The 22,343-nt window shown below is 66.8% G+C and carries 23 protein-coding genes and 1 pseudogene; 13 read left to right on the forward strand and 11 right to left on the reverse strand.

Annotated elements, in window-relative coordinates; translation table 11 throughout:
- The 3 genes and pseudogenes from ACIQ6O_RS02210 to ACIQ6O_RS02220 all read left to right on the forward strand — a co-directional run.
- Positions 1 to 258: pseudogene (locus ACIQ6O_RS02210) on the forward strand (short-chain dehydrogenase); the annotation flags it as partial.
- 133 nt (positions 259 to 391) lie between these two features.
- Positions 392 to 1,234, forward strand: coding sequence for an alpha/beta fold hydrolase (locus ACIQ6O_RS02215; protein ID WP_396206131.1), 843 nt, complete (start codon positions 392 to 394; stop codon positions 1,232 to 1,234).
- Positions 1,235 to 1,355: 121 nt separating this feature from the next.
- Positions 1,356 to 1,769, forward strand: coding sequence for an SRPBCC family protein (locus tag ACIQ6O_RS02220; protein ID WP_396206132.1), 414 nt, complete (start codon positions 1,356 to 1,358; stop codon positions 1,767 to 1,769).
- A 26-nt stretch (positions 1,770 to 1,795) separates the two neighbouring features.
- Here ACIQ6O_RS02220 and hutG read toward each other — a convergent pair whose 3' ends face one another.
- From hutG to ACIQ6O_RS02245, 5 genes are all read right to left on the reverse strand, one after another.
- Complete coding sequence (hutG, locus tag ACIQ6O_RS02225; protein WP_396206133.1) at positions 1,796 to 2,722, reverse strand: formimidoylglutamase; 927 nt, start codon at positions 2,720 to 2,722, stop codon at positions 1,796 to 1,798.
- Positions 2,719 to 3,933, reverse strand: coding sequence for an imidazolonepropionase (gene hutI, locus ACIQ6O_RS02230; RefSeq protein WP_396206134.1), 1,215 nt, complete (start codon positions 3,931 to 3,933; stop codon positions 2,719 to 2,721). The genes hutG and hutI overlap by 4 nt, the downstream gene beginning before the upstream one ends.
- Positions 3,934 to 3,939: 6 nt before the next feature.
- Positions 3,940 to 5,478: a histidine ammonia-lyase gene (hutH, locus tag ACIQ6O_RS02235; RefSeq protein ID WP_396206135.1), complete on the reverse strand. Its 1,539-nt coding sequence runs from the start codon at positions 5,476 to 5,478 to the stop codon at positions 3,940 to 3,942.
- A 13-nt stretch (positions 5,479 to 5,491) separates the two neighbouring features.
- Positions 5,492 to 7,201, reverse strand: a complete 1,710-nt coding sequence (hutU, locus tag ACIQ6O_RS02240) for a urocanate hydratase (RefSeq protein WP_396206136.1) — start codon at positions 7,199 to 7,201, stop codon at positions 5,492 to 5,494.
- Positions 7,202 to 7,335: 134 nt separating this feature from the next.
- The gene (locus ACIQ6O_RS02245; protein ID WP_396206138.1) at positions 7,336 to 8,934 is read right to left on the reverse strand and encodes an amidase family protein; all 1,599 of its coding nucleotides are present in this window, start codon (positions 8,932 to 8,934) and stop codon (positions 7,336 to 7,338) included.
- 186 nt (positions 8,935 to 9,120) lie between these two features.
- Here ACIQ6O_RS02245 and ACIQ6O_RS02250 point away from each other — a divergent pair, with 186 nt between their 5' ends.
- The 3 genes from ACIQ6O_RS02250 (at position 9,121) to ACIQ6O_RS02260 (ending at position 12,861) form a co-directional block, all read left to right on the forward strand.
- A complete protein-coding gene (locus ACIQ6O_RS02250; protein WP_396206139.1) occupies positions 9,121 to 9,561 on the forward strand; it encodes a hypothetical protein in 441 nt (146 codons plus the stop codon).
- A gap of 133 nt (positions 9,562 to 9,694) precedes the next feature.
- Complete coding sequence (locus ACIQ6O_RS02255; RefSeq protein WP_396206140.1) at positions 9,695 to 11,695, forward strand: Ig-like domain-containing protein; 2,001 nt, start codon at positions 9,695 to 9,697, stop codon at positions 11,693 to 11,695.
- Positions 11,692 to 12,861 (forward strand): YncE family protein, encoded by a 1,170-nt coding sequence (locus ACIQ6O_RS02260; RefSeq protein WP_396206141.1) that lies wholly within the window; start codon positions 11,692 to 11,694, stop codon positions 12,859 to 12,861. Before ACIQ6O_RS02255 ends, ACIQ6O_RS02260 begins: the two co-directional genes overlap by 4 nt.
- A gap of 20 nt (positions 12,862 to 12,881) precedes the next feature.
- On the opposite strand, the gene ACIQ6O_RS02265 is transcribed toward ACIQ6O_RS02260, so the two are convergent.
- Positions 12,882 to 14,645, reverse strand: coding sequence for a DUF885 domain-containing protein (locus ACIQ6O_RS02265; RefSeq protein ID WP_396206142.1), 1,764 nt, complete (start codon positions 14,643 to 14,645; stop codon positions 12,882 to 12,884).
- A gap of 99 nt (positions 14,646 to 14,744) precedes the next feature.
- Here ACIQ6O_RS02265 and ACIQ6O_RS02270 point away from each other — a divergent pair, with 99 nt between their 5' ends.
- Genes ACIQ6O_RS02270 through ACIQ6O_RS02280 form a run of 3 tightly spaced genes read left to right on the forward strand, consistent with a single transcriptional unit; the run spans position 14,745 to position 16,007 of the window.
- Positions 14,745 to 14,906 carry a hypothetical protein gene (locus tag ACIQ6O_RS02270; RefSeq protein ID WP_396206143.1) on the forward strand — a complete coding sequence of 54 codons (162 nt, stop codon included), beginning with the start codon at positions 14,745 to 14,747 and terminating at the stop codon, positions 14,904 to 14,906.
- Between the two features lie 22 nt (positions 14,907 to 14,928).
- Positions 14,929 to 15,201 (forward strand): hypothetical protein, encoded by a 273-nt coding sequence (locus ACIQ6O_RS02275; RefSeq protein ID WP_396206144.1) that lies wholly within the window; start codon positions 14,929 to 14,931, stop codon positions 15,199 to 15,201.
- A gap of 8 nt (positions 15,202 to 15,209) precedes the next feature.
- Complete coding sequence (locus ACIQ6O_RS02280; protein WP_396206145.1) at positions 15,210 to 16,007, forward strand: carbon-nitrogen hydrolase family protein; 798 nt, start codon at positions 15,210 to 15,212, stop codon at positions 16,005 to 16,007.
- Positions 16,008 to 16,026: 19 nt separating this feature from the next.
- Here ACIQ6O_RS02280 and ACIQ6O_RS02285 read toward each other — a convergent pair whose 3' ends face one another.
- Positions 16,027 to 16,332 carry a hypothetical protein gene (locus ACIQ6O_RS02285; protein ID WP_396206146.1) on the reverse strand — a complete coding sequence of 102 codons (306 nt, stop codon included), beginning with the start codon at positions 16,330 to 16,332 and terminating at the stop codon, positions 16,027 to 16,029.
- 102 nt (positions 16,333 to 16,434) lie between these two features.
- Here ACIQ6O_RS02285 and ACIQ6O_RS02290 point away from each other — a divergent pair, with 102 nt between their 5' ends.
- Positions 16,435 to 16,998, forward strand: a complete 564-nt coding sequence (locus ACIQ6O_RS02290) for an RBBP9/YdeN family alpha/beta hydrolase (RefSeq protein WP_396206147.1) — start codon at positions 16,435 to 16,437, stop codon at positions 16,996 to 16,998.
- Positions 16,999 to 17,026: 28 nt separating this feature from the next.
- The gene (locus ACIQ6O_RS02295) at positions 17,027 to 17,719 is read left to right on the forward strand and encodes a VIT family protein (protein WP_396206148.1); all 693 of its coding nucleotides are present in this window, start codon (positions 17,027 to 17,029) and stop codon (positions 17,717 to 17,719) included.
- 7 nt (positions 17,720 to 17,726) lie between these two features.
- Here the strand turns inward: ACIQ6O_RS02295 and ACIQ6O_RS02300 are convergent, their stop codons facing one another.
- The 3 genes from ACIQ6O_RS02300 to ACIQ6O_RS02310 all read right to left on the reverse strand — a co-directional run bounded on the left by ACIQ6O_RS02300 (position 17,727) and on the right by ACIQ6O_RS02310 (position 20,300).
- Positions 17,727 to 18,794 carry an alcohol dehydrogenase catalytic domain-containing protein gene (locus ACIQ6O_RS02300; protein ID WP_396206149.1) on the reverse strand — a complete coding sequence of 356 codons (1,068 nt, stop codon included), beginning with the start codon at positions 18,792 to 18,794 and terminating at the stop codon, positions 17,727 to 17,729.
- 4 nt (positions 18,795 to 18,798) lie between these two features.
- Positions 18,799 to 19,302, reverse strand: a complete 504-nt coding sequence (locus tag ACIQ6O_RS02305; RefSeq protein ID WP_396206150.1) for a hypothetical protein — start codon at positions 19,300 to 19,302, stop codon at positions 18,799 to 18,801.
- Between the two features lie 110 nt (positions 19,303 to 19,412).
- Positions 19,413 to 20,300, reverse strand: coding sequence for a cupin domain-containing protein (locus ACIQ6O_RS02310; RefSeq protein ID WP_396206151.1), 888 nt, complete (start codon positions 20,298 to 20,300; stop codon positions 19,413 to 19,415).
- 105 nt (positions 20,301 to 20,405) lie between these two features.
- On the opposite strand from ACIQ6O_RS02310, the gene ACIQ6O_RS02315 reads away from it, so the two are divergent.
- Together ACIQ6O_RS02315 and ACIQ6O_RS02320 are read left to right on the forward strand one after the other, a co-directional pair.
- Positions 20,406 to 20,669: a hypothetical protein gene (locus ACIQ6O_RS02315; protein ID WP_396206152.1), complete on the forward strand. Its 264-nt coding sequence runs from the start codon at positions 20,406 to 20,408 to the stop codon at positions 20,667 to 20,669.
- Between the two features lie 117 nt (positions 20,670 to 20,786).
- Entirely contained in the window at positions 20,787 to 21,857 is a 1,071-nt protein-coding gene (locus tag ACIQ6O_RS02320; protein ID WP_396206153.1) for a dipeptidase, read from the forward strand.
- Positions 21,858 to 21,883: 26 nt separating this feature from the next.
- On the opposite strand, the gene ACIQ6O_RS02325 is transcribed toward ACIQ6O_RS02320, so the two are convergent.
- Positions 21,884 to 22,343: FAD-dependent oxidoreductase (locus ACIQ6O_RS02325; protein WP_396206154.1), on the reverse strand; the 460-nt coding region annotated here is incomplete at its 5' end.

Raw genomic sequence — 22,343 nt, forward strand, 5'->3', positions numbered from 1 at the left:
TACCCCAGCTTCCTGGACACCCCCATCGAGCGGAATGCGCTGGGGGCCGACGGCGGCGCGGCGCCGCACGCCCGAAGCACCGTGGGGCGCATCCGCAGCGCCGAGTGGCAGGCGGAACGGATTGCGGCGGCGCTGGTGGCGCGGAAGGCGGAGGTGCCCCGTGAGTGGCTGCCGGCCTTCGGTGCGTGGCTCTGGGCCACCTGCCCCGCGCTGCACCGGCGGCTGATGGCGCGGCGCTTTGCGGGGGAGTTGTCGTAATGCCTCGTGACGCCGTCGCCGCGGTCGCTACGCACGCTGCTGGTGATGGGGCGGGATGACCGCACGGTCAACCCAAGGAGGCCAACGCGTGACTCCCCTCCCGGCCGGCAGGACCCGCATGCAGCTTGTGAGGATGACTCCGCCCACCGCAGGTCTCCTGACCGTGAACGGCACCGTGCTCTGGGTCGAGGACTCGGGGGGTGATGGTCCGCCGCTCCTCTTCTCGCACGGCCTGCTCATGAGCAGCCGCATGTTCGACGCGCAGGTGGCGGCGCTGCAGGGGCACTACCGCTGCATCCGCTGGGACCACCGCGGGCAGGGGCGCAGCGCCGACGTGAGCGGGCGGGTCATCACCATCGAACAGGTCACCGAGGATGCGCTTGCGCTTATCCGTGCCCTGGCGCTGCCGCCGGCGCACTTCGTCGGGCTCTCGATGGGGGGATTCGTGGGTATGCGCCTCGCAGCACGCCACCCGGCGCTGCTGCGTTCGTTGGCGCTGTTGGACACAAGCGCCGACGCTGAGCCCGCGGAGAACGTGCCGCGCTACCGGCTCATGAATGCGATTGTGCGCTGGCTGGGGATCCGGTGGGTAGAGCGACGCGTCATGCCCATCATGTTCGGGCGCACGTTCCTGTCCGCCCCCGCCAAGGCGGCCGATCGCGCACATTGGCGCGCGCAGCTGACGGGGAACCGGCAGTCGATCTATCGGGCGGTGAACGGCGTCGTGGAGCGCGACGGCGTGGCCCACGAACTGGGCAACATTCAATGCCCCACATTGGTGCTGGTGGGGGAGGAAGATGTGGCCACCGTACCCGCCAAGTCGGAACGGATCCGCGACCTCATCGCGAACGCCGAGCTGGTTCGCATTCCGGGTGCCGGGCACTCGTCGTCGGTGGAACAGCCGGAGGCGGTGACAGCGGCGCTGGCCAAATTTCTCGACCGGGTGGACGCTTCGTCACTGCCGATAACCACATAGCGGCGGTGGCTACCCCGATTCCTTCACGTGTTCGGGCTTCGTGAGCGCGTCCCACACCAGATGGCGCGGCGCATTGCACGGTTGGCGACGCGCTCTCGATAGCCACTGGAGTCTTTTCCTGATGAGCATGATCACCGTCACCACCACCATCACCGCCCCACTCGCCGACGTCTGGCGCGCCTACACGACCCCGGCGGACATCATGCAGTGGAACGCGGCATCGGCCGACTGGCACACCACGGCGGCGACCGTGGACCTCCGGCCCGGTGGTCGCTTCAGCTCGCGCATGGAGGCGAAGGACGGGTCCTTCGGCTTCGACTTCGAGGGCGAGTACACCACGATCGTTCCGCACGAACTGATCGCGTACCGGTTCGGCGAGCGGCTCGCGTCGGTGACCTTCACCAGCAACCACGACGGCGTCACGGTGACCGTGAGTTTCGAGCCGGAAACGGAACATCCCGTGGAGATGCAGCGCGACGGGTGGCAGGCGATCCTCGACAATTTCGCGCGGCATGTAAGTGGCACCGCCAGCTGAGTCGCGCGCGCACGTGCTACCCCGAATTACCCCCGCGCCATCCGAGTAACGAGGCGTGCGGCCGCGCGTGCCGTGCGCCCTGCCTCATCATGCGCGGGGTTCAGTTCGGCGATGTCGGCGCCGACCAACTTGCCGCTCGCTAGCACCTGATCGACCACCGCTTCCACGATATGCAGCGGTATGCCCAGCGAGGCGGGCGCGGATACGCCGGGGGCCACGTGCCCCGGCAGCACATCGAGACAGATGGTGAGATACACGCCGTCGCACTGCGCCAGCGCCGTGGTCAGCCCCGCCTGCGCCGCGTGCAGTCCGGTCGCATCCTGCAGCATATCGTCGGTGACGAACTGCACCCCCAACGACTCGGCGCGATCGAAGAGCGCGCGCGTATTGCCGAAGCGGCTGATGCCGAGCACGCGATATGAGAAGGCACGCGCCTGCGCCGCGCACCATTCGGCCATTTGGCGGAACGGGGTGCCGGAGTTGGCGCGCGCGGCCATACGCAAATCGAAATGCGCGTCGATGTTCACGATGAGCAGGCGATCGCTATGCGGCCGTGAGCGCACCAGCCCCTGAAACGTGCCCCAGGCCATTTCGTGGCCACCGCCCAGCACGATGGGGCGGCATCCCTGCGCGACCACCGACGCCACGCGCGCCGCGAGCGCGTCCTGCGCCTGCTCGAGGGCATCGCCGTCGCACGTCACGTCGCCCGCATCCCACAACGCGGGTTCGGTGTGCACCGGCATGTTGGCGAGTGCGCCCCGCAGTGCGTTCGGCCCCTGCGCCGCACCCACGCGGCCACCATTGCGGCGCACGCCTTCGTCCACGGCAAACCCGATGAGCGCCACGCCGCCGTGCGCGCTCTGGTCGAACGGTCGCATCACGTGGTGCCAACGGCGGCTGTCCCCGACTTCTTCCGCGTCGGTCCGTCCCTGCCAGACGAATGGGGTGCTCATGCGCGCTCCACTCCTGCCGCGATCACACGGCGACACGGATTCTGTCCGAACCAGTAAGTGAGCTCATTGGGGTGCGCCACGTCCCACGACGCGAAGTCGGCGCGCATACCGGCCGCCAGCATGCCGCGGTCGATCAGGCCGAGGGCCTTGGCCGCGTGCACCGTAATGCCCTTGATCGCTTCGAGTGGTGTGAGACGGAAGAAGATGCAGCTCATGTGCGCGCTGAGCAGCAACGACAACCCCGGTGACGTTCCGGGGTTGTGGTCGGTGGCCACGGCCATGGGTACGCCGGCACTGCGGAGGCTCGCGATGGGCGGCACTCTCGTTTCACGCAGCATGTAGTACGCGCCGGGGAGTAGTACGGCCACCGAGCCGGCCGCCTTCATGGCGGCCACACCCGCGGTGCTGAGGTATTCGAGGTGATCGCACGAGAGCGCGCCGTACGACGCGGCCAGCACGGCGCCGCCCTGATCGGACAACTGCTCCGCGTGCAGCTTCACCGGAAGTCCGAGTGAAGTGGCCGCCTCGAACACCCGCTGCGTCTGCGCCGGCGAGAAGCCGATGGTTTCGCAGAAGGCGTCCACCGCATCCACGAGCCCCGCGGCCTGCAGGGTGGGCATCCACGCGCAGACCGCCTCGATGTAGTCGTCGGCACGCCCGTCGAACTCCGGCGGCAACGCGTGTGCGGCGAGATACGTGGTCCGCACGTCGACAGCGCCCGACGCGCCGATGGCCCGCGCCACGCGCAGGCAGCGCTCTTCCGCGTCGAACGAGAGCCCGTACCCCGACTTGATCTCGAGCGTCGTGACGCCCTCGCGCATCAGCGCCGACACGCGGCGCATGGCCCCATCGTACAACTCCTGCTCGCTCGCAGCGCGCGTGGCGGCCATGGTGGAACGGATGCCGCCACCCGCGCGCGCGATCTCCTCGTAGCTCGCCCCGTTGGCGCGCATCTCCGCTTCGTTGGCACGATGACCGCCGTACACGAGGTGCGTGTGGCAATCGATGAGCCCTGGCGTCACGAGCATGCCGCCCAGATCCACTTCGCGCGCGCCGTCAGCGGCGGCCGGTCGCCTGTCGTAGGGACCGACCCACAGAATGGTGTCGCCCTCCGTCAGCACGGCGCCATTGGGCACGAGTCCCCATCCATCGGGGGCCCCGTGCGTCAGGGTGGCGAGTGTCGCGTGGTGCCAGAGGGTGCGCGTGCTCATGGTGCGTCAGCTCCAGAGCGACGCGAGCAGATCCTGCTGCGCGCCGCCGGCCGCCCCGTTCATCACCAACGTGCGCGCCGCCTCGATATCCGGTGCGAAGAGTCGATCTTCCGCATAGAAGGGCACATGATCACGGAGCGCCGCCTGCACCTGCTCGAGACGTGGACTCGAGGTGAGGGGCCGGTGGAAATCCACCCCCTGCGCCGCCGCCAGCCACTCGATGCCGAGGATAGTCGCGGTGTTGTCGGCCATGTCCGCGAGTCGACGTCCGGCGAAGGTGGCCATGCTCACGTGGTCTTCCTGATTGGCGCTCGTGGGCAGACTGTCCACGCTGGCCGGATGCGCATGCGACTTGTTCTCCGACGCGAGCGCCGCCGCCGTGACGTGCGCGATCATGAACCCGCTGTTGAGCCCCGGGTTGTTCACGAGGAAGGGCGGGAGCCCGGAGATCGTGCTGTCGATGAGCAGCGCAATGCGGCGCTCGGAGATGGCGCCGATCTCACTGATCGCAAGCGCCAGCGTATCGGCCGCGAAGGCGACCGGCTCCGCATGGAAGTTGCCGCCCGACAAGACTTCGTTGGTGTCGGTGAACACCAGGGGGTTGTCGGTGACGGCGTTGGCTTCGATGAGCAGCGTGCGTGCCGCATTCACGATGAGATCGCGGCAGGCCCCCATCACCTGCGGCTGGCACCGCAAGCTGTACGGATCCTGCACCCGTTCGTCGTTCACGAGATGCGAGCGACGGATTTCGCTGTTCGCGAGCATCGCCCGGATCACCTCGGCGAGCGCAATCTGCCCCGGCTGTCCCCGCACGGCGTGAATGCGCGGGTCGAAAGGCGTGTCGCTCCCCTTGGCCGCGTCCACGCACAACGCGCCGATCACCGCGCCGGCCTCGAGCAACCGCTCCGCCATGAACAGCCCATGCAAGGCGAGGGCGGTGGACACCTGCGTGCCGTTGATGAGCGCGAGGCCTTCCTTCGCCGCCAGCGTGAGCGGGGCGATGCCGGCCGCTGCCAGCGCGTCGGCCGCCGAGCGTACCACGCCGTGCACCCGCACCGATCCCTCGCCCATGAGTGCCAGTGTCATGTGCGAGAGAGGAGCGAGGTCACCCGAGGCGCCCACCGACCCCTTCACGGGAATGAGCGGCATGATATCCGCGTTGAGCAGCGCGAGCAGGGTGTCGACGACCACGGCGCGCACACCGGAGTAGCCGCGCGCGAGACTGGCGGCCTTCATCACCATGAGGAGCCGCACGGTGGCATCGCTCATCGGCTCACCCACCCCCACGGAATGGGAGAGGATGAGATTGCGCTGCAGGAGCTCCAACTGGTCATCGGGAATGCGCGACTTCGCGAGCTTGCCGAAGCCGGTGTTGATGCCGTAGGCGGCATCGCCCTTGTGTACGATGTCGTGGATGGTGGCTGCGGCCCGTTCCACGGCCACACGCGCGACCGGATGCAGGGACACGGCGGTGGGCTGTGCCCAGAGGCGCCGCAGATCGGCCAGCGACAGATGGCCCAGGTTGATCGTGAGAGCAGAGGTCATGTGCGCTGGCTCCTCACGAGGCGGTGGACGTGATCATCGGCAGCTTCAGGCCGAAGCGTGCGGCTGTCGCGATAGCCTGCTCGTACCCGGCATCGGCATGACGCATCACGCCAGATGCGCAATCGTTCACAAGCACGCGCGCGAGACGTTCGGCGGCGGCGTCGGTGCCGTCGGCCACGATTACCATGCCCGCGTGCTGCGAGTAGCCCATGCCCACGCCGCCGCCGTGATGCAGGCTCACCCAGCTTGCACCGCCGGCCGTATTCAGCAGCGCATTGAGCAGCGGCCAGTCGCTCACGGCATCCGTGCCGTCCTTCATCCCCTCGGTTTCGCGATTGGGACTTGCCACCGACCCGGTGTCGAGGTGATCACGACCGATCACAATGGGGGCCTTGAGCTCGCCCGTGCGCACCATCTCGTTGAAGGCGAGTCCCGCCACGTGGCGCTCCCCGAGACCGAGCCAGCAGATGCGCGCGGGGAGGCCCTGGAAGCTGATGCGCTCGCGGGCCATGTCGAGCCAGCGGTGTGTGTGCGCGTTATTCGGGAAGAGCTCCTTGATCTTCGCGTCGGTGCGATAGATGTCCTCGGGGTCGCCGGAGAGCGCCACCCAGCGGAACGGTCCCTTGCCCTCGCAGAACAGCGGACGGATGTACGCCGGCACGAACCCGGGGAAGGCGAAGGCGTTGGTCACACCCTGATCGAGTGCCACCTGTCGGATGTTGTTGCCGTAGTCGACGGTGGGAACGCCCATCGCGTGGAAGTCGAGCATGGCCTGCACGTGCACGGCGCAGCTCTGTGCGGCCGCCGCCTTGAGCCGCGCGTGCTGCACAGGGTCCTGCTGCGCGGCCTTCCACTCGGCCACGCTCCAGCCGGCCGGCAGGTATCCGTTGATGAGATCGTGCGCCGACGTTTGATCGGTGACGATATCGGGGCGCATGCCACCAGCCTGCGCGCGACGCACGAGTTCCGGCAACACCTCCGCTGCGTTGCCAAGCAGCGCGATCGACACGGCTTCCTTACGCGAGGTATGCTCGCGGATGAGCGCCAGCGCATCATCGAGGTCACGTGCCTGCTTGTCCACGTAGCGGGTGCGCAGACGGAAGTCGATGCTGCTCTGCTGACACTCGATGTTGAGTGAGCACGCACCGGCCAGTGTGGCGGCGAGCGGCTGCGCGCCACCCATGCCGCCCAACCCCGACGTCAGAATCCATCGGCCGGCGAGATCATTGCCGTAGTGCTGGCGCCCCGCCTCGACGAACGTTTCGAACGTGCCCTGTACGATCCCCTGTGTGCCGATGTAGATCCAGCTTCCGGCCGTCATCTGTCCATACATGAACAGGCCGCGCCGGTCGAGTTCGTTGAAGTGTTCCCAGGTGGCCCACTTCGGCACGAGGTTGCTGTTGGCGATCAGCACGCGCGGGGCGTCGGGGTGCGTGCGAAACACGCCAACCGGTTTGCCCGACTGAATGAGCAGCGATTCGTCGTGCTCGAGATCACGCAGTGACGCGAGGATCTGATCGAAGCTGGCCCAGTCGCGCGCCGCGCGTCCGATGCCACCGTACACGACGAGATGCTGCGGATTCTCGGCCACTTCGGCGTCGAGGTTGTTCTGCAGCATGCGGTACGCGGCTTCGGCAATCCAGTTCTTGCAGTGCAACTGGGTGCCGCGTGGGGCGCGGACGACGCGGCTCGTATCGAGGCGCGGATCGGACATCGTGGACATGGTGGATGGGCGGGCGGACAAACGGCGTGGGGATACTCCAAAATGTATAGACGTGTCAGGCCACGCTGGTGGAGCTACGGAACATCGCCGGAGAGCCCTATCTCGTGCTTCGTCGGTAGATCCGCTCCTTTACCCTACCGCACGATCCCCTTTTCGCCGGTGAGTGCCGGCGTGTGACGCGGCAGCCGGCGCGCCTTGGTGCGCTGTTCGAAGGCGTAGCCGAGTCCGAGGAGCTTGCCCTCCGAAAACGCGCGGCCGAGAAACGAAATGCCCACGGGCAGATGATCGGTGGTGAAGCCAGCCGGAACGATGAGGTCGGGGAACCCCGACAGGTTGGCGAGATTCGCGGCGCTGGCCGCACCGCCACCGGGCGGCTCGGGGGGCGCCGTGATCAGGTCGGCACGACGCGACGCCGTGGGGTACACGATCGCATCCAGCTGCAGGTCCGTGAACGTGCCATCGAGCGTGGCAGTGACCAGCGCCAGCCCGTGCGAACGCACGGCGGTATAGCGTGCATCACGCAGCGTGCCGCTCGCGGCTTCGCGCTTGAAGAGATTCCAGCGTACCTCGTTGGGGCCGGCACCGTCGTCACGCGGCGACACGATGCGGTTCGATCGCTCGATCATCTCGGCCAGTGACCTGGGATAGCCAGGCTTGAGCGTGGCGAGATACTGCTCGATCTGCACCGTGAACTCCGGATATCGCACCGCCGAGTAGAACTCCCCCTTGGCATCGAGCAACCACTTCGGCAGGCGGATATCCACGATGGTCGCACCGGCGGCCCGCATGGTGGCGAGTGCCGCCTCCATCACCCAGTCCACCTCCGCATCCTGACCGAAGAAGTCACGCGCCACGCCGATGCGCGCGCCCTTGAGCGCCGTACTGTCGAGATGCCGGGTGTAGTCACGCTCAAAGCGGCCGGCGCTACGCTGCGTCACGGTGTCCGCCGCATCCACGCCGGTCATGACGCCAAGCGCCACGGCGATATCGCTCACGTTTCTGGCCAGTGGGCCACCCGTGTCGAAGCTGAGTGCGAGTGGGACGATTCCATCGCGGCTGAGTAGCCCAAGCGTTGGCTTGAGGCCGACGATGCCGTTGGCCGTGGCGGGGCCGCGGATGGAACCGCCCGTGTCGGTACCGAGTCCCAGCACGGCGAAGGCAGCGGCAATGGACGCACCCGTTCCCCCGGATGAGCCCGACGGTGTGCGGAGGGGATCGTGCGGGTTCCGCGTCTGTCCGCCCAGGGAGCTGAAGGCACTCCCCGATGCGAACTCGGAGAGGTTCACCTTCGCCACGATCACCGCACCAGCCTCGCGCAGCTTCTTCACGAGAAACGCATCGTCGGGAGGCAGCGAGCCCTCGAGTAGAATCGAACCCGCGGTGGTCGGCAGATCGTACGTGTCGAAGTTGTCCTTGAGGACGATCGGGATGCCGTGCAGTGGCGATCGCTTCCCCTTCGCCTTCCGCTCGGCGTCGAGCGCGCGTGCCTGCTCGACGGCTTTGGGGTTGAGTGTCAGAATGGCGTTGAGCTGCGGCCCCTTGTCATCGTAGGCGTCGATCCGTGCGAGAGCGAGGCGCACCAGCCGCTCACTCGTGATGGTGCCCGCATCCATCGCGGCGGCCAGCTGCCGAACGGAGGCCGCATCGAAATCCACGGCCTGTGCGCGGGCAGGCCGCGCGCTCGTGGAAAGCATGAGCACCGCAGCGAGCAAACGGATGGAGCGCGAGAGCATATCGATCGTGGTGAGGGGAAACGCCGATGGCTCGCTAAGTATGCGGCTCGATAGCAATGTTGGTGAGTGAAGGCGCATGTCCAGGCGCCAATCCCCATCACCCCAGAACCGCAGATGTCAGAGGTCAGCACTGTGAACGCGCGTCATTCCCGCCTGTGGCGATCGACATCGCTGTATATCGGGCTCGTGCTCATGGCTTCGGCCGAGCTGCACGCGCAGACGGCGCGACGAGGCAGCGGGAACACGGCCGCGAAAGACTCCGCCGACGCCCTGGTCACCTTCCGCGAGAACATCGCGGCGATTCATCAGCGCGATCAGGCGCGTTATCTCGCCACGTACGTGCACACCGATCGGCTCGTGCGCCATTCGCCGGCCGGCATGGAAACGGGATACGAGAACTGGTCGGCGCGAAAGACCAATGCGTGGCCCGATACCCTCATCGTGCGGGAGATGCGTGTCACGCCCATCGCACCGGGTGTGGTGTATGGCTACTACCGCTACATCGGTGTCCCGGTACCCGGTGACACGCTGACGGGCGTCTCCACCCGAGTGTTCGTGCGCACTCCGGAGGGGATGCGCATCACCGTGTCGGCCTCCTGGAACGATCCGGCGCCACCCGCGCGCTAAGGAGTAGCGGCGCCGGCCCACGCTCGCGAGACGGTTGCCAGCGGCCTGCGGGCCCTTTCGATTCAAGGCAGCACAGTGCCGGACGGATATTCACGCTCTGGAATGCGCCGCCCACCTCTCTGCCCCTCACGCCATGTCCATGCTCCTGCTCTCGCTGGTCCTCCAGCAGCCACCCGCTCAGACCCCAGCGGCGTCCGCGGCGCCGGTGGCCCGCATCGTCGTCACGCCCAGCCAACCCACAGTCACGGTGGGTGACTCGGTCCTGCTGGTGGGGCGCGCCGTAGACGCCAGCGGCAAACCCACCGACGCCCGCATCCTCTACAACCAGGGCGGCTACAGCTTCGAAGGCAAAGTCGATCGCTCCGGGTGGGTGAAGGCGGGTGCCCCCGGCACCGTCGTGGCGAACGTCTCGGCGGTGCAGGCCGGCCGGGCGCCGGTGGTGCAGCGGGTGGAGGTGAAGGTGGTAGCGGCCGCGCCCGTGAAGGTCGCCGTGTCCCCACGCATCACCGCGCTCGTGGTGGGACAGAGCTATCCGCTCGCCGCGACCGGGATCTCTCGTGATGGCGATCAGGCGCCAACGGCGGCGACATGGACGAGTGCCAACCCCGCGGTGGCCACCGTGAGCGCCGAGGGCGTGGTGACCGCGCGGCGCGCCGGAAAGACCATCCTTACCGCCACGGTCGGCGGTGTGTCCACCACGCTCCCGATCGATGTCGTGAGCGGCGCGGCCGCACGCAGCAGCCTCACCGCGTCGGCCACGCGCGTGCGCCAGGGTGATGTGGTGCGCCTTTCGTTCGCCATGAATGCGGGCGGCCGTCGACGCACCGACCTGTCGCCGGTCTACACCATGTCGGGCGGTAACGGCCAGATCGACGCCGATGGTCGCTTCGTGGCGTATGCCGAAGGCACCTATGTGGTGACCGCCGTCGCCGGTCCCGCCACGGCCAGCACCACCATCACCGTGAGTGAGCGTGATGTGGGGCAGCAGTTCGAACTGGTGGGCAAGGTGGTGCGCTCACGCTTCAGCACCGAAGAGGTGTGGGTGCACCCCAACGGCAAGGTCGCCTATCTCGGCTCCGGCAGCGGCGGCGATGTGGCCTATGTCATCGACATCAGCAATCCGGCCGACCCCAAGGTCGTCGACTCGCTGCTGAGCAACACGCGTCGCGTGAATGACCTGATGACCGACGTCGAGGGGAAGATCCTCGTGCACACGCGCGAAGGCGCGAGCGACCGCAAGAACGGCATCGTGATCTACACGCTCGAGGATCCGCTCCATCCGAAGAAGGTCAGTGAATACACCGAGACGGTGACGGCCGGTGTGCACTCGAGCTTCGTGTATCGCGACAAGAAGACCGGCCAGCTCAACGTGTTCATCACGAACGACGGCACGGGTGCGGTGCATGTGATCAACCTCGACGATCCGTCGAAGCCGCGCGAGCTCGCCGTGTGGGCGACGCCGCGCGCCGAGGCAGGGCGGTCGCTGCACGACATCGATGTGCAGGATGGGCTACTGTACGGGTCGTTCTGGAACGACGGCCTGGTGATTCTCGACGTGGGGAACGGCATCAAGGGCGGTACGCCGTCGAAGCCGCAGTTCGTGTCGCAGTACAAGTATGATCTCGACAAGCTGTACAAGCGCGTGGAGCTCAAGGGCGGCCCCGGCTACATCCGCGGTACGCACACGGCATGGCGACACAAGGACTACGTCTTCATCGCCGATGAGGTCTTCGGTGCCGGCTTCGGGCAGGCGGGTGGCAGTGAACTGACGCAGGCGTGGGGACGCCTGCAAGTGATCGATGTGTCGGATCTCGCCAACCCCAAGTCGGTCGCCTGGTGGGAGCCCGATCACGGTGGTGTGCACAACGTGTGGGCGCGTGGCGATACGCTCTACGTTGGCGCCTACAACGCCGGTTTCCATGCCATCGATGTGTCGGGTGAGTTGCGCGGCGACCTGCGTCTGCAGAATCGCAGCATCGCGACGTTCTACCCGTCCGATCCGAAGGCGCACGTGCCCAACGCCACCATGACCTGGGGCGTGGTGGCGAAAGACAATCTCATCTTCGTGAACGACATGAATGCGGGGCTGTTCATCGGAAAGATCAAGCCGAAGCCCGGGAGAATCACGCCGTGACGCGAGCGTGGTGGTCGGCGGCCGGTGCGCTCGCGCTGGTAGCCGATGTACTGACCGTCAACGTGCTGGGCGCGCAGGCGACTATGCCTGCGCCGCCCACGCGCACGTACGACGTGATCGTCGGTGCCGAAGCGGCGGACCGGATGCAGGTCGTCCGCTTCGGTCCCGACGGCGCTCGCGTGGTACGCGAACGGGTAATCGGCCGGAATGCCGTGGACCCCGATGGGCCGCATGGCGTGAGCGTCTCACCCGATGGTCGGTACTACTTCGTGAGTACGGCGCATGGCGTGCCGAACGGGACGTTGTGGAAGCTCGACACCGAAACCGATCAGGTGCGCGGACAGGTGGACCTCGGCTCGTTCCCCGCCACGCTGCAAGTCAGTGGCGACGGGGAGTTCGCCTGGGTGGTGAACTTCAACCTGCACGGCGAGATGGTGCCGTCGAGTGTCTCGGTAGTGGGAACGCGCGACATGGTGGAGCTCACGCGCATTCCCACCTGCACCATGCCGCACGGGTCGCGCCTGTCACCGGACGGTGCGCATCACTGGTCGGTGTGCATGATGGACGATGTGCTGGTCGACATCGACGCCACGAAGTTCGAAGTGGCGCGTCACTTCTCACTCGGGAAGGGATCCGAGATGGGCATGCCCGGTGCTCCGCCGCAACGCGGGCGCCCCATGTCGGCCGATCATGCCGGGCATGGCATGGAGCCGCCCAAGCCCGGCGACGTGAGCTGCTCGCCCACCTGGGCGCAGCCGTCGCGTGACGGGCGCACCGTGTGGGTCGCGTGTAATCGCGCCTCCGAGCTCGTGGAAATCGATGTACCGTCGTGGACGATGCGCCGCCGTCTACCCACCGGCGCGGGGACGTATAACCTGGCCACCACGCACGACGGTCGTCTGGTGATCGGCACGAACAAGCGCGGGCAGTCCGTGAGTATTCACGATGCGGTAACAGGCGCTGAGCTGGCGCGCGTCGCCACGTCGCGCCGCATTCCGAGCGGATTGGTGGTGTCGCCCGACGACCGCTACCTGTTCGTCACCTGTGAGGGTGTGGGCTCGGAGCCCGGTAGCGTGGACATCATCGATCTGGCCACCCGTACGCGCGTGGCCTCGGTGGATGTGGGACAGATGGCGGGTGGCATCGATGTGTGGCGGATGCGGTGACCATCAGCCGGGCGGCGTGGTCAGGGTATCCGCCCATCCCACGCCGCCGCCCGATGGCGGAGCACCGACAGCGGTAGCGATCCATTCTCGAGCACCATGGCGTGAAAGGCACGCATGTCGAACGTCCCACCGAGCCGCGTCTTCGTTTGGCGGCGCAACAGTTCGAACTCCCGGCTCCCTGCGCGGTAGGCGAGCGCCTGCCCGGGTAAGTCGGTGGAATACCGGAGGGACTCGGTGAGGATCTGGGTTTCGCTTTCGAGCACATGCGCACGCATGTAGTCGCGGACACGCCTCAGTGACCACCCGAACGCATTGGTCCCCGTATCCACCACGAGCCGGCAGGCGATGAACATGGACATAGCGAGCCGGCCATACCGATCGTAGGGGTCGCTGTACAGACCGAGCTCACCAGCCACCAGACTGGCGTAGTCGCCCCACCCCTCAGAGAACGCCGTGTACGAGCGATTCCGGCGGAATCTCGGTAGCGCCGCGTTCTCGAGGGCAAGAGCGATCTGAAAGTGATGGCCGGGCCACAATTCGTGTGCGATGAGCGGCGCCGCCGTCAGCAGCGAGCGTTGATCGAGACCGGTGCCATTGAAGTAGTAGTGGCCGATTGTATCGCTCGGCGTTGGTGGCTGATAGAACCCGAAGGTGAGCGCCGGTTCGAGTTCCGGTGCGAGGCGGCGCACATCACCCACCGCACGTGGTTCACGCATGAACGCGGTTGCCAGCATCGGCTTCAGCCGATGGGCATGGCTCATCAACCGCGCACCGAATTCTTCCGGTGTCTTCGCGAAGAAGCGCGGATCGCGCGCGAGCTGCGCGTGAAACTCCGCGCGGGTCCCGGAGAAGCCGACCTCGCGCCGGATCAGCGCCATCTCGCGTTCGATGCGTGCGACCTCGGCGAGTCCATACTCATGCAGCTCTCTTGCTGTCACCGGCAGCGTCGTATGCCACTGCACCAGCCAGTCGTAGTACCTCCGGCCCCCTGGGTACGACGCAAGGCCAACGGCATCATGCGCGGCAACGGCGTACGGGCCTTCGAGCAACATGGCCAGGCGCTCGGCGGCCGGCGCGATGGCGCTGTCGACGATCGTCGCTGCGCGCCGCTTCAACGCATCGGCCGCCGTGTTGTCCAATCGTGACCACTGCGCTGGGGAAATACTGAATGGATTCGCACTGCCGCGCACGGCGAATGTGCGCAGCAACGACACGCTGGCCGGAATCGCCGGCCGTGCGAGTCGTATGCCGCGCGACGCTCGCTCGACGAGACCGCTGTGGATGGAATCGAGGAGCGGCGCCACCTGAACCAGCAACCGCAGATACCCTGTCGTATCCGCTGCAGTTACCAGCGTCCTCGCGCCGATACGTTGAGCAATACCGCGAATGGGCGACGCATACGGGGTGATGTCGGAGAAGTCGACCCGCCAGAATGGTGCCCGCTTCGCCTGTAAGCTGGCTTCCCACGCCAGGGTCTGCTTTGTGACCCGCTCGACCGGTGAGAGTTCACTGTCGCGCAGACGTTCGAGCGCCGTGGAGATGCGCTGCCATCGGTCGGCATCGTCGCGCCATGCGTCCTCCGTCACTTCCGGCAGTCGGAGATTCTCGAGGTTGCTCTGGGCCACCGTTCGCATGCCGAGCGATGCGGTGTCGAGGAGGCGTGCGAGGGACCGCGACGCGGCGGTGGAATCGGTCTGTGCGGCCGCGGGGCGCACTCCGGTCATCAACAGCGAGACCGCCGCGATGACGCGCAGCATGCGGCGGCGGATGGGAGAAGTCATCATGAGTCTGCGACGGTAGGAGTGAGCGGTATGCTCAATGTTGCGGTCAGGACGACGGAACGGCTATATCCATCATGTGCCTCCTTCATCCTCCAGACGCCCATGAAAAAACTCCTCGTGATGGTCGGCAGCACCGCGGGGAGCGCTCTGGGTTGGTGGCTCGGTACCCCCGGCGGCATCTTCGGCAGCTTCATCGTGAGCATGGTCGGACTCGGCGTGGGCATGTGGGCCGGCGCGCGCATTGCCGAACGGTTCGGGGCCTGATGCACTTCACATCCACGTTGGCATGACCTCGCTCGATCTCGTCCCGTTCATCGTCCCCGATTACGATGAAGCCACCCGCTTCTTCGTGGACGTGCTGCAGTTCACGCTGGCTGAGGATCGCGCCTCACAAACGACCACCGGCCAACCGAAGCGGTGGATAGTGGTGCAGCCGCCGCACGGCGGGACGGGATTCGTGTTGGCGCGTGGGGCTGTTTCTCCGCGACCCCTTCGGGAACTGCTGGGATCTGCTCGGCGATCCGTGAGATACACACTGAACGCTCCCCAGAGTCTCTAGAGGCTTTTGTGACCACGGTTCGCATCGCGCTCGCCAATCTTCGTACGCCGTCGTCACCTGAGGAGTCGGTACAGCTGGCCGTCGCCGCCATCGGTGACGCCGCCGCTGCCGGCGCACGCATCGTGTGCTTTCCGGAATGCTTCGTGCCGGGGTATCGCTGGCCCGGGACCACGCGGCCGGCGCCTGATGCCGTGTTCCTCGAGTTGGCGTGGCGCGTCATCGCGAATGCCGCCGCGCAACACGGCATTGCCGTGATCCTGGGTACCGAGCGCATAACGCCGAGCGGGCTACAGATCACCGCGCTCGTTATCAACGCCGACGGCACGATCGCCGGCTGGCAGGACAAGGGACAGCTGGACCCGGGCGAGGAGTCTACCTATCCCGTGTTCGGCACCACGCGACACGTCTTCACGGCCGGGCCGCTCACGTTCGGTGTGGTGATCTGCCACGAGGGGTGGCGCTATCCGGAGACGGTGCGGTGGGCGGTGCGCCGTGGTGCGCAGGTCGTGTTTCACCCGCACTACGGCATCGCCGAACCGGGGAGCTATCGCCCTACATCGTTCGCCGATCCGGCCAACACCTTCCACGAGAAGGCCATTCTCTGTCGGGCCGCCGAGAACGGCTGCTATGTGGCCTCGGTAAACTGCGCGAGCGAGGGGTCGCCCACCACGTCGGCCATCGCCGGCCCCGACGGAACCCTCATCTGCCATCACCCGTACGGGCAGGAAGGGTTGCTGGTCGCCGATCTCGATCTTGATCAGGCCACCGGACTACTCGCCTCGCGCTGCCGCACGTCGCCGTTGTGAGGCGGAGGCGGGCGTTACATCACGTGGAGCGCGTGTAGATCGTCACCGGACCCGTGGCACCATCGAGCGCGTCGGCGATCGCACGGACGCCTGGAAATCCGGAGAGCACGTCTTCCCCGTGTTCGATGAGATCGTCCCACCCGGGGGCATCATCGTGCGCCGTGAAGGTTTTGCCACCGGTCAGCAGCAGTCGCAGAGTAATCACGAATCCTTCGCGTTCGACTTCGGCGCGCTCGACATCGTCCCATTGCCCCGCCGCGACCGGGCGGGTGCCGCGCAGACGGCTGAAGTCGAGATCGGTTGCAACGAGCAGTTCGGGCAGCATTGATTCCTCTTTTGCAATCGTGGTCTACAGCTGTTCGTCGCGAACGTACGGCGAAGCGCGCGCTCCCACAACCTGCCACCACCTCACGTCGGACGCGAACGCGTGACTACCACGGTACTCATTCTTCCTGGTCTGTACGATTCCGGCCCCGATCACTGGCAAAGTGTTTGGGAACGCACGGACGCGCACTGTCGTCGGGTCGTGCAGTGTGACTGGTCCGCACCTCGATGTGCGGATTGGGTGCAGACGCTTACGCACACTATCGCCGCAACGGAGCACGAGGTGGTGCTCGTGGGGCACAGTACCGGCTCACTGCTGGTCGCCTTCTGGGCCGCACACGCCGCTCGCGAGGAACCGGCGATGCTGTCATGTGTTCGTGGAGCGCTGCTGGTGGCCCCGAGCGATCCCGACGGTCCGGTGTATCCGCCGGAGCCTGAAGGGTTCACGCCGGTGCCGCGCACTCGGTTACCCTTCCCGAGCATCGTCGTGGCCAGCACGAACGACGAATACGTGACCATCGAGTGCGCACGATCCTTCGCCGAGTCGTGGGGGAGCCGCTTCGTGAACATCGGCGAGCTCGGCCACATCAACGGCGCCAGCGGGCTCGGCGCGTGGGACGCGGGGCGAGCGCTCTTGAATGAGTTGCAGAACCGCGACACTCACTGATCGAACTCGACTCCAATCCCCTGTCCGTATGCGACATTCCGAACGGCATCGCACCGAACACATCGGCTGGTTGCGCGCGTCTGTGCTCGGTGCCAACGACGGCCTCATTTCGACGGCGAGTCTCATCGTGGGCGTGGCCGCGTCCGGTACCGAACGATCCGCCGTTCTCGTGGCGGGGATCGCCGGCATGGTCGCGGGCGCCATGTCCATGGCCGCGGGGGAGTACGTGTCGGTGAGTTCGCAGGCCGATACCGAAGCCGCCGATCTCGCCCGTGAGCGCCACGAGCTGGCTACGATGCCGGAGGCCGAGCTCCGCGAGCTGGCCGGCATCTACGAGGCGCGCGGACTCACGCCCGAGCTCGCCATGCGTGTCGCCGAGCAGCTCACGGCGCACGACGCTCTTGGCGCCCACGCGCGCGACGAACTGGGGCTCACCGAGATCACCGCCGCGCGACCGCTGCAGGCCGCGCTCGCATCGGCGGTGGCCTTCGCGGTGGGGGCGACACTGCCGGTGGTGGTGGCCGCCGTGGCCCCCGACGCATGGGTGTCGCGCATCGTGACCGCGAGCGCCCTCGTGCTGCTCAGTGTGCTCGGTGCGGTGGCCGCTCAGGTCGGCGGCGCGCCGGTGCTCACCGGCGCGGCACGTGTCACCTTCTGGGGCGCCATCGCCATGGGATCATCGGCCCTGGTGGGCCGACTCTTCGGCACGCAGATCGGCTGAGTCGCGCTTACGGCACCACGACCGTGCGCACGGGCGCCCGGTGCTGGTCGAGCGCGTCGAGGATGTCGTTGATGACCGCCGCATCGAGCGGAACCCGGTTGGTCACCACCTCGTCGAGCACGAGGGCACCACGGGCCGCCATCGCGGTGAGCTCCTCCAGTTCACCGAGCAGATGATCGTTGGAGCCGATCAACTCGGCCTCACGACCAATGAGATCGCGGTAGGTGTCAACGGCCACGGCGGTGTCGTTGAGGCCAACCACCACGGCGCGCCCCAGTGGCGCCACGCTCTTGAGTGCGAGCTGTACGGTATCGGCGTGTCCCACCAGTTCCACGGCCACGTCGACACCACGTCCGTTGGTGAGGGCACGCACCGCATCGGCCGCCGCGCTCGGCGTGAGGCCCGTGGTGTCGAGCGACGTAGACCCCAGTCGCTGAGCCAGCGCCAGTTTGCGACCGTCGCGATCGGCCGCGATGACGTGCGATGCGCCGAGTTCGCGGGCGATCTGGATGGCCGACATGCCGAGCCCTCCGGCACCGATCACGAGGACCGTATCTCCCGGTGCGCAGCGACCCTTGCGCAGTGCGTGCAGCGACGTGGACGACGAGCACATCATGACGGCCCCGTGCTCGAACGACACGTTGTCCGGCAGGAGCACCGCGTTGCGCTCGGGAACCACGATGTACTCGGCCCAGCCGCCATCGGTGAAGTGGCCCAGCATGAGCCCGGTGCCACAGAACTGCTCGCGACCGGCCATGCAGTGTTCGCACTGTCCGCAGATCACGAGATAGTGCAGGCACACGCGATCACCGACGGCCCGTGACGTGACCGCACTCCCCACGGCAACCACATCGCCGGCCACCTCGTGGCCGAGCGTGAGCGGCAACGGCTCTACGCGCGAGCGTCCTGCGCGGTAATGCACGTCGGAGTGGCAGATACCCGCCGCGCGCACGCGCACGAGAACGTCGCCCGCTCCAATGGCAGGGACCGGCACCTCGGAGAGTACCACCGGGTGTCCGGGCTGCTCGAGGCGCACGGCTCGCATGGTCGCCGGGATGGCCGTGGGGAGGGTCATGTGATTACGCCGCCGGCTTGGGGTCGCGCCCCTGCCAGAGGTTGGCGGTGTTGAGCTCATCGCGGCCGTACAGCTTGAGGTAGCAGAACAGCTGCGTGCGGTACGCGGCATAGTTGGCGAGCACCAGTGTGACCAGGTGCACGCCGCGGGACATCGGGCCGCCGAACAGCTGAATGTCGGCGCGCAATTCCTCGTCGGTCATGGCCCCGATCTGTTCGGCAAACCACGCCGGATGCGTGGCCAAAATGGCATCGAGGCTGGCAAGATCCGCCTGATCGGCCTGTGCCTGCGCTGCACCCCACACCGCCCGGTCGAACGCACCGTTCCTGATCGCCTGCACGAGCGCCGGCCCCTGCACCACCAGATAGCGCACCACCTCGATGCTGCTCCGCTGCTTCGGCGTGGGCCGATAGTCCACGGCATCACCGTCGATCTTGGTGATGAGGTGCCGGAGCACGTTCACTTCGTGCGTGAGCGCGCCGATGAGTTCGTCTTTCGAGAGAACCATGAGTCGGGAAATGAGGACGGGGAAACCACCAAGCTCGCTAAGTTGCCCGACCCGTGAGGATTCCACCAGCCGCACGAGGGCTCAGTGCGGCGCGCGTGACGCGGAGCACCTCACTCGGCGAAGCCCGGCGGCATCTGCGTGCTGCCGTGAGTGACACCGAGCCGCCCGATGGCATCGGCCGCCTGCGGGTGACTCAGGCGCAACAGGTCCACCCGCCCCGCCTCGAAGCAGCGGCCGGTGAACCCGGGGGCCATGGTGCATCCGAACAGCGCATAGCGACCGCCCGGAGCGAGCTCGCCCGCCTGCCAGGTACCCGCGGGAACGACGTACTGCACGTGCTCACCGCCCGCCATGTCATGGCCCATGCGCACCACTTCGCTGCGTCCGTCCTCATGCAGCAGGTGCAGAAGAAAGGTGTCGCCGCCATAGGCGTGCCACACTTCGTCATGCGTGAGCCGATGAAACAGGGAGACGCTGCGCGGACTCTCGGTGTAGCAGCCGATCATGGCCGTCCCCACCGGTCCACCGCCATCGAGCTCCTCCGCCGAGCGCCACGTGCTCCGGTAGAGCGTTCCCTCCACCGGCAGTCGTTCGAACCGATGGTGCCGCAATACCGTCATCGTATCGGTATGTGGCGGCCGGCCGTCGAAGTGCGCGAGGTCGATGACGTCGACGATCGCCTCGAGATCGAGTGGCCCGTAGCAATGCGGATAGAGCTCCACATCGTCGACCTTCGGTTGAGCCGACGGCAAAGGCGCGGGCGGTTCATAGCGCAACGGGGCCGTCAACAGCGCGGGGTCGATCACCAGCAGCACGAGATCCGCCACGCCGGTGAAATACGCGCGGGCGGTGGGTAACACCTGATGGGCGCACGAGAGATGCACGAACCCTTCGTGCGCGAGACTCTCCGGATGGTACGCACCGGTAGTGCGCGCGGCATCGAGCGCCGCACGGGTGCAGATGTGGAAGATCGCGGCATCCGTTGGCGCTGTGGTCATCGGCGGGTGGTCCGGAGGTCGAGGCAATACGTGACGGCCCTGCAAGGTAAACGGTCTGGCCATACCACTTGGCACACACCGCCATCCCGCGCGATTTTCCCTGCCATGAACGACCTCGCCAATCTCTCCACTGCCGCGCTCCAGGCCATGAAGCAGCGGCTCACGAACTGGATCGTGTACATCGCGTTCGTCGATTGCGTGCTGGTCGGGATCTTCGTGTGGATCGTGGCGACGAAGTCGCCGAGGTCGGTCATGCCGCTGGTGCCGCTCCTCATGCTTCCGGCCATTGCGCTGGTCCCGTTTCTCCGGCGCACGGCGGCGATCAAACGGGAACTTGATCGGCGTAGCACCTCGAGCGCGTCGGCGTAGGCGCAGCCCGTTCCCGCCGTATACGAGACGGGCGCGCGTGCTGCATATTGTCCGAAGGTGAGCCGGTTATGCTCGTCGTTCGAATGTACGACGCCACCATTCAGCCTGTCACGCGTCATGCTTTCCCGCCGCCAATTCCTGCACGGCAGCCTCCTCGCCTCCGCCGGCACCGCGTTGTGGTCGCGTCGCGGCGCAGACATCGCTGGCGATCAGCCGCGGGCGCCGCTGTCGTTCGACCTGCACACGCACCCCGGTGCCTTCTTCAACGCCGGCAAGGCGGGATACGTCGCCGATTCGCTGCGCGGTACGGTGACGGGCATGCAGCGCGGGCGACTGTCAGGAGCATTCTTCAGTCTCGTGGGCGATGCGCCGCTCATCGAACTCACGCCCACCGGCGTGAAAACGCGGGGCAGCTATGCACCGGGCGAGGCGCGCGCTGAATACACACGACAGCTGGCGTTGCTCCGAAAGCAACTCGCCGCGGTATCCGATTCGGTATTCATGGCAACGACATCGGCCGACCTGCTGCGCGCGCAGCGCGAAAACCGGGTCGCCGCCTTCCTCGGGTGCGAAGGCGGTGAATTCCTCGACGGCGACGTGGAGCGCCTCGACCTCATGTACGCCGACGGCCTGCGCTCCCTGCAGATCGTGCACTACGTACCGAGCGCGCTCGGCGACCTGCAAACCCAGCCGCCGCAGCACAATGGCCTGTCGCCATTCGGCAAGGCGGTGGTGCAGCGATGCAACGCGCGGCGCGTACTCGTGGACGTGGCGCACGCGTCGTTCGCCACGGTTCGCGACGTGGTCTCACTCACCACGGCGCCGGTCATTCTCTCACACAGCATTCTCAGCCTCGACGCGGGCCGTCTGTTGGCGGCGCGTTCCATCAGCGTGGAGCACGCGAAGCTGGTCGCGAGTACCGGCGGCGTGATCGGGGCGTGGCCGAGTGGCTTCAATCGCAGCTTCGCGGAATTCGCGGACAATACCAAGCGCCTCATCGACGTGGTGGGCGTGGACCACGTGGGGCTCGGTACCGACATGGACGGCAACCTCGAGCCGGTGTTTGCTGATTACCAGCAACTCACTGCATGGGCCGATGCGCTCGTGCAGCGGGGCCTCTCGAGGGCTGACGCCGAAAAGGTGTTAGGCGGCAACATGCTGCGCGTGCTGCAAACGGTCATCGGGTAACCGGGACCTCGCAGCCAAGCCCCGCGTCAGCCTGGCGGCAGTGGCGTGGGCCACGACAGGCGAATGCCCACGTTCGTGAGGCTGCGCTGAAAATCGCTGATGCGGGCTGCCTGCTCGTGGATGGCGGCGGGGGGGCGCCGTGTGGCCAGCGCCGTGGCGGCGAGATGACCCGCGGCCTCGCCGATGTTCCACTCGATCGGGTGCAGCCGGAAGCAGCCGTTGGTGAGGTGCGTGACCCCGAGGTTCTTGCACGCCGGGAGCAGATTGCGCACCCGCACGGGAACGAGTGCGCCGAGTGGAATCTGAAAGGGCAAGGTCTCACCGTAGCCACCGGTATCCCCGCGCGTGGTCCGATGCAAATCCATGGCGTAGTGCCCGATGCCCACACTGTCGGCAAATGCCGTAGTGATGGTGCCGGGTGGCAGCAGCGTCTTCAGTACGTCCTGCTCGCGCACGATGGTGCGCGTGATGAGCCGTCGGCTCTCC

The organism is Gemmatimonas sp. (assembly GCF_044345575.1).
In the GTDB taxonomy this organism is placed as follows: domain Bacteria; phylum Gemmatimonadota; class Gemmatimonadetes; order Gemmatimonadales; family Gemmatimonadaceae; genus Gemmatimonas.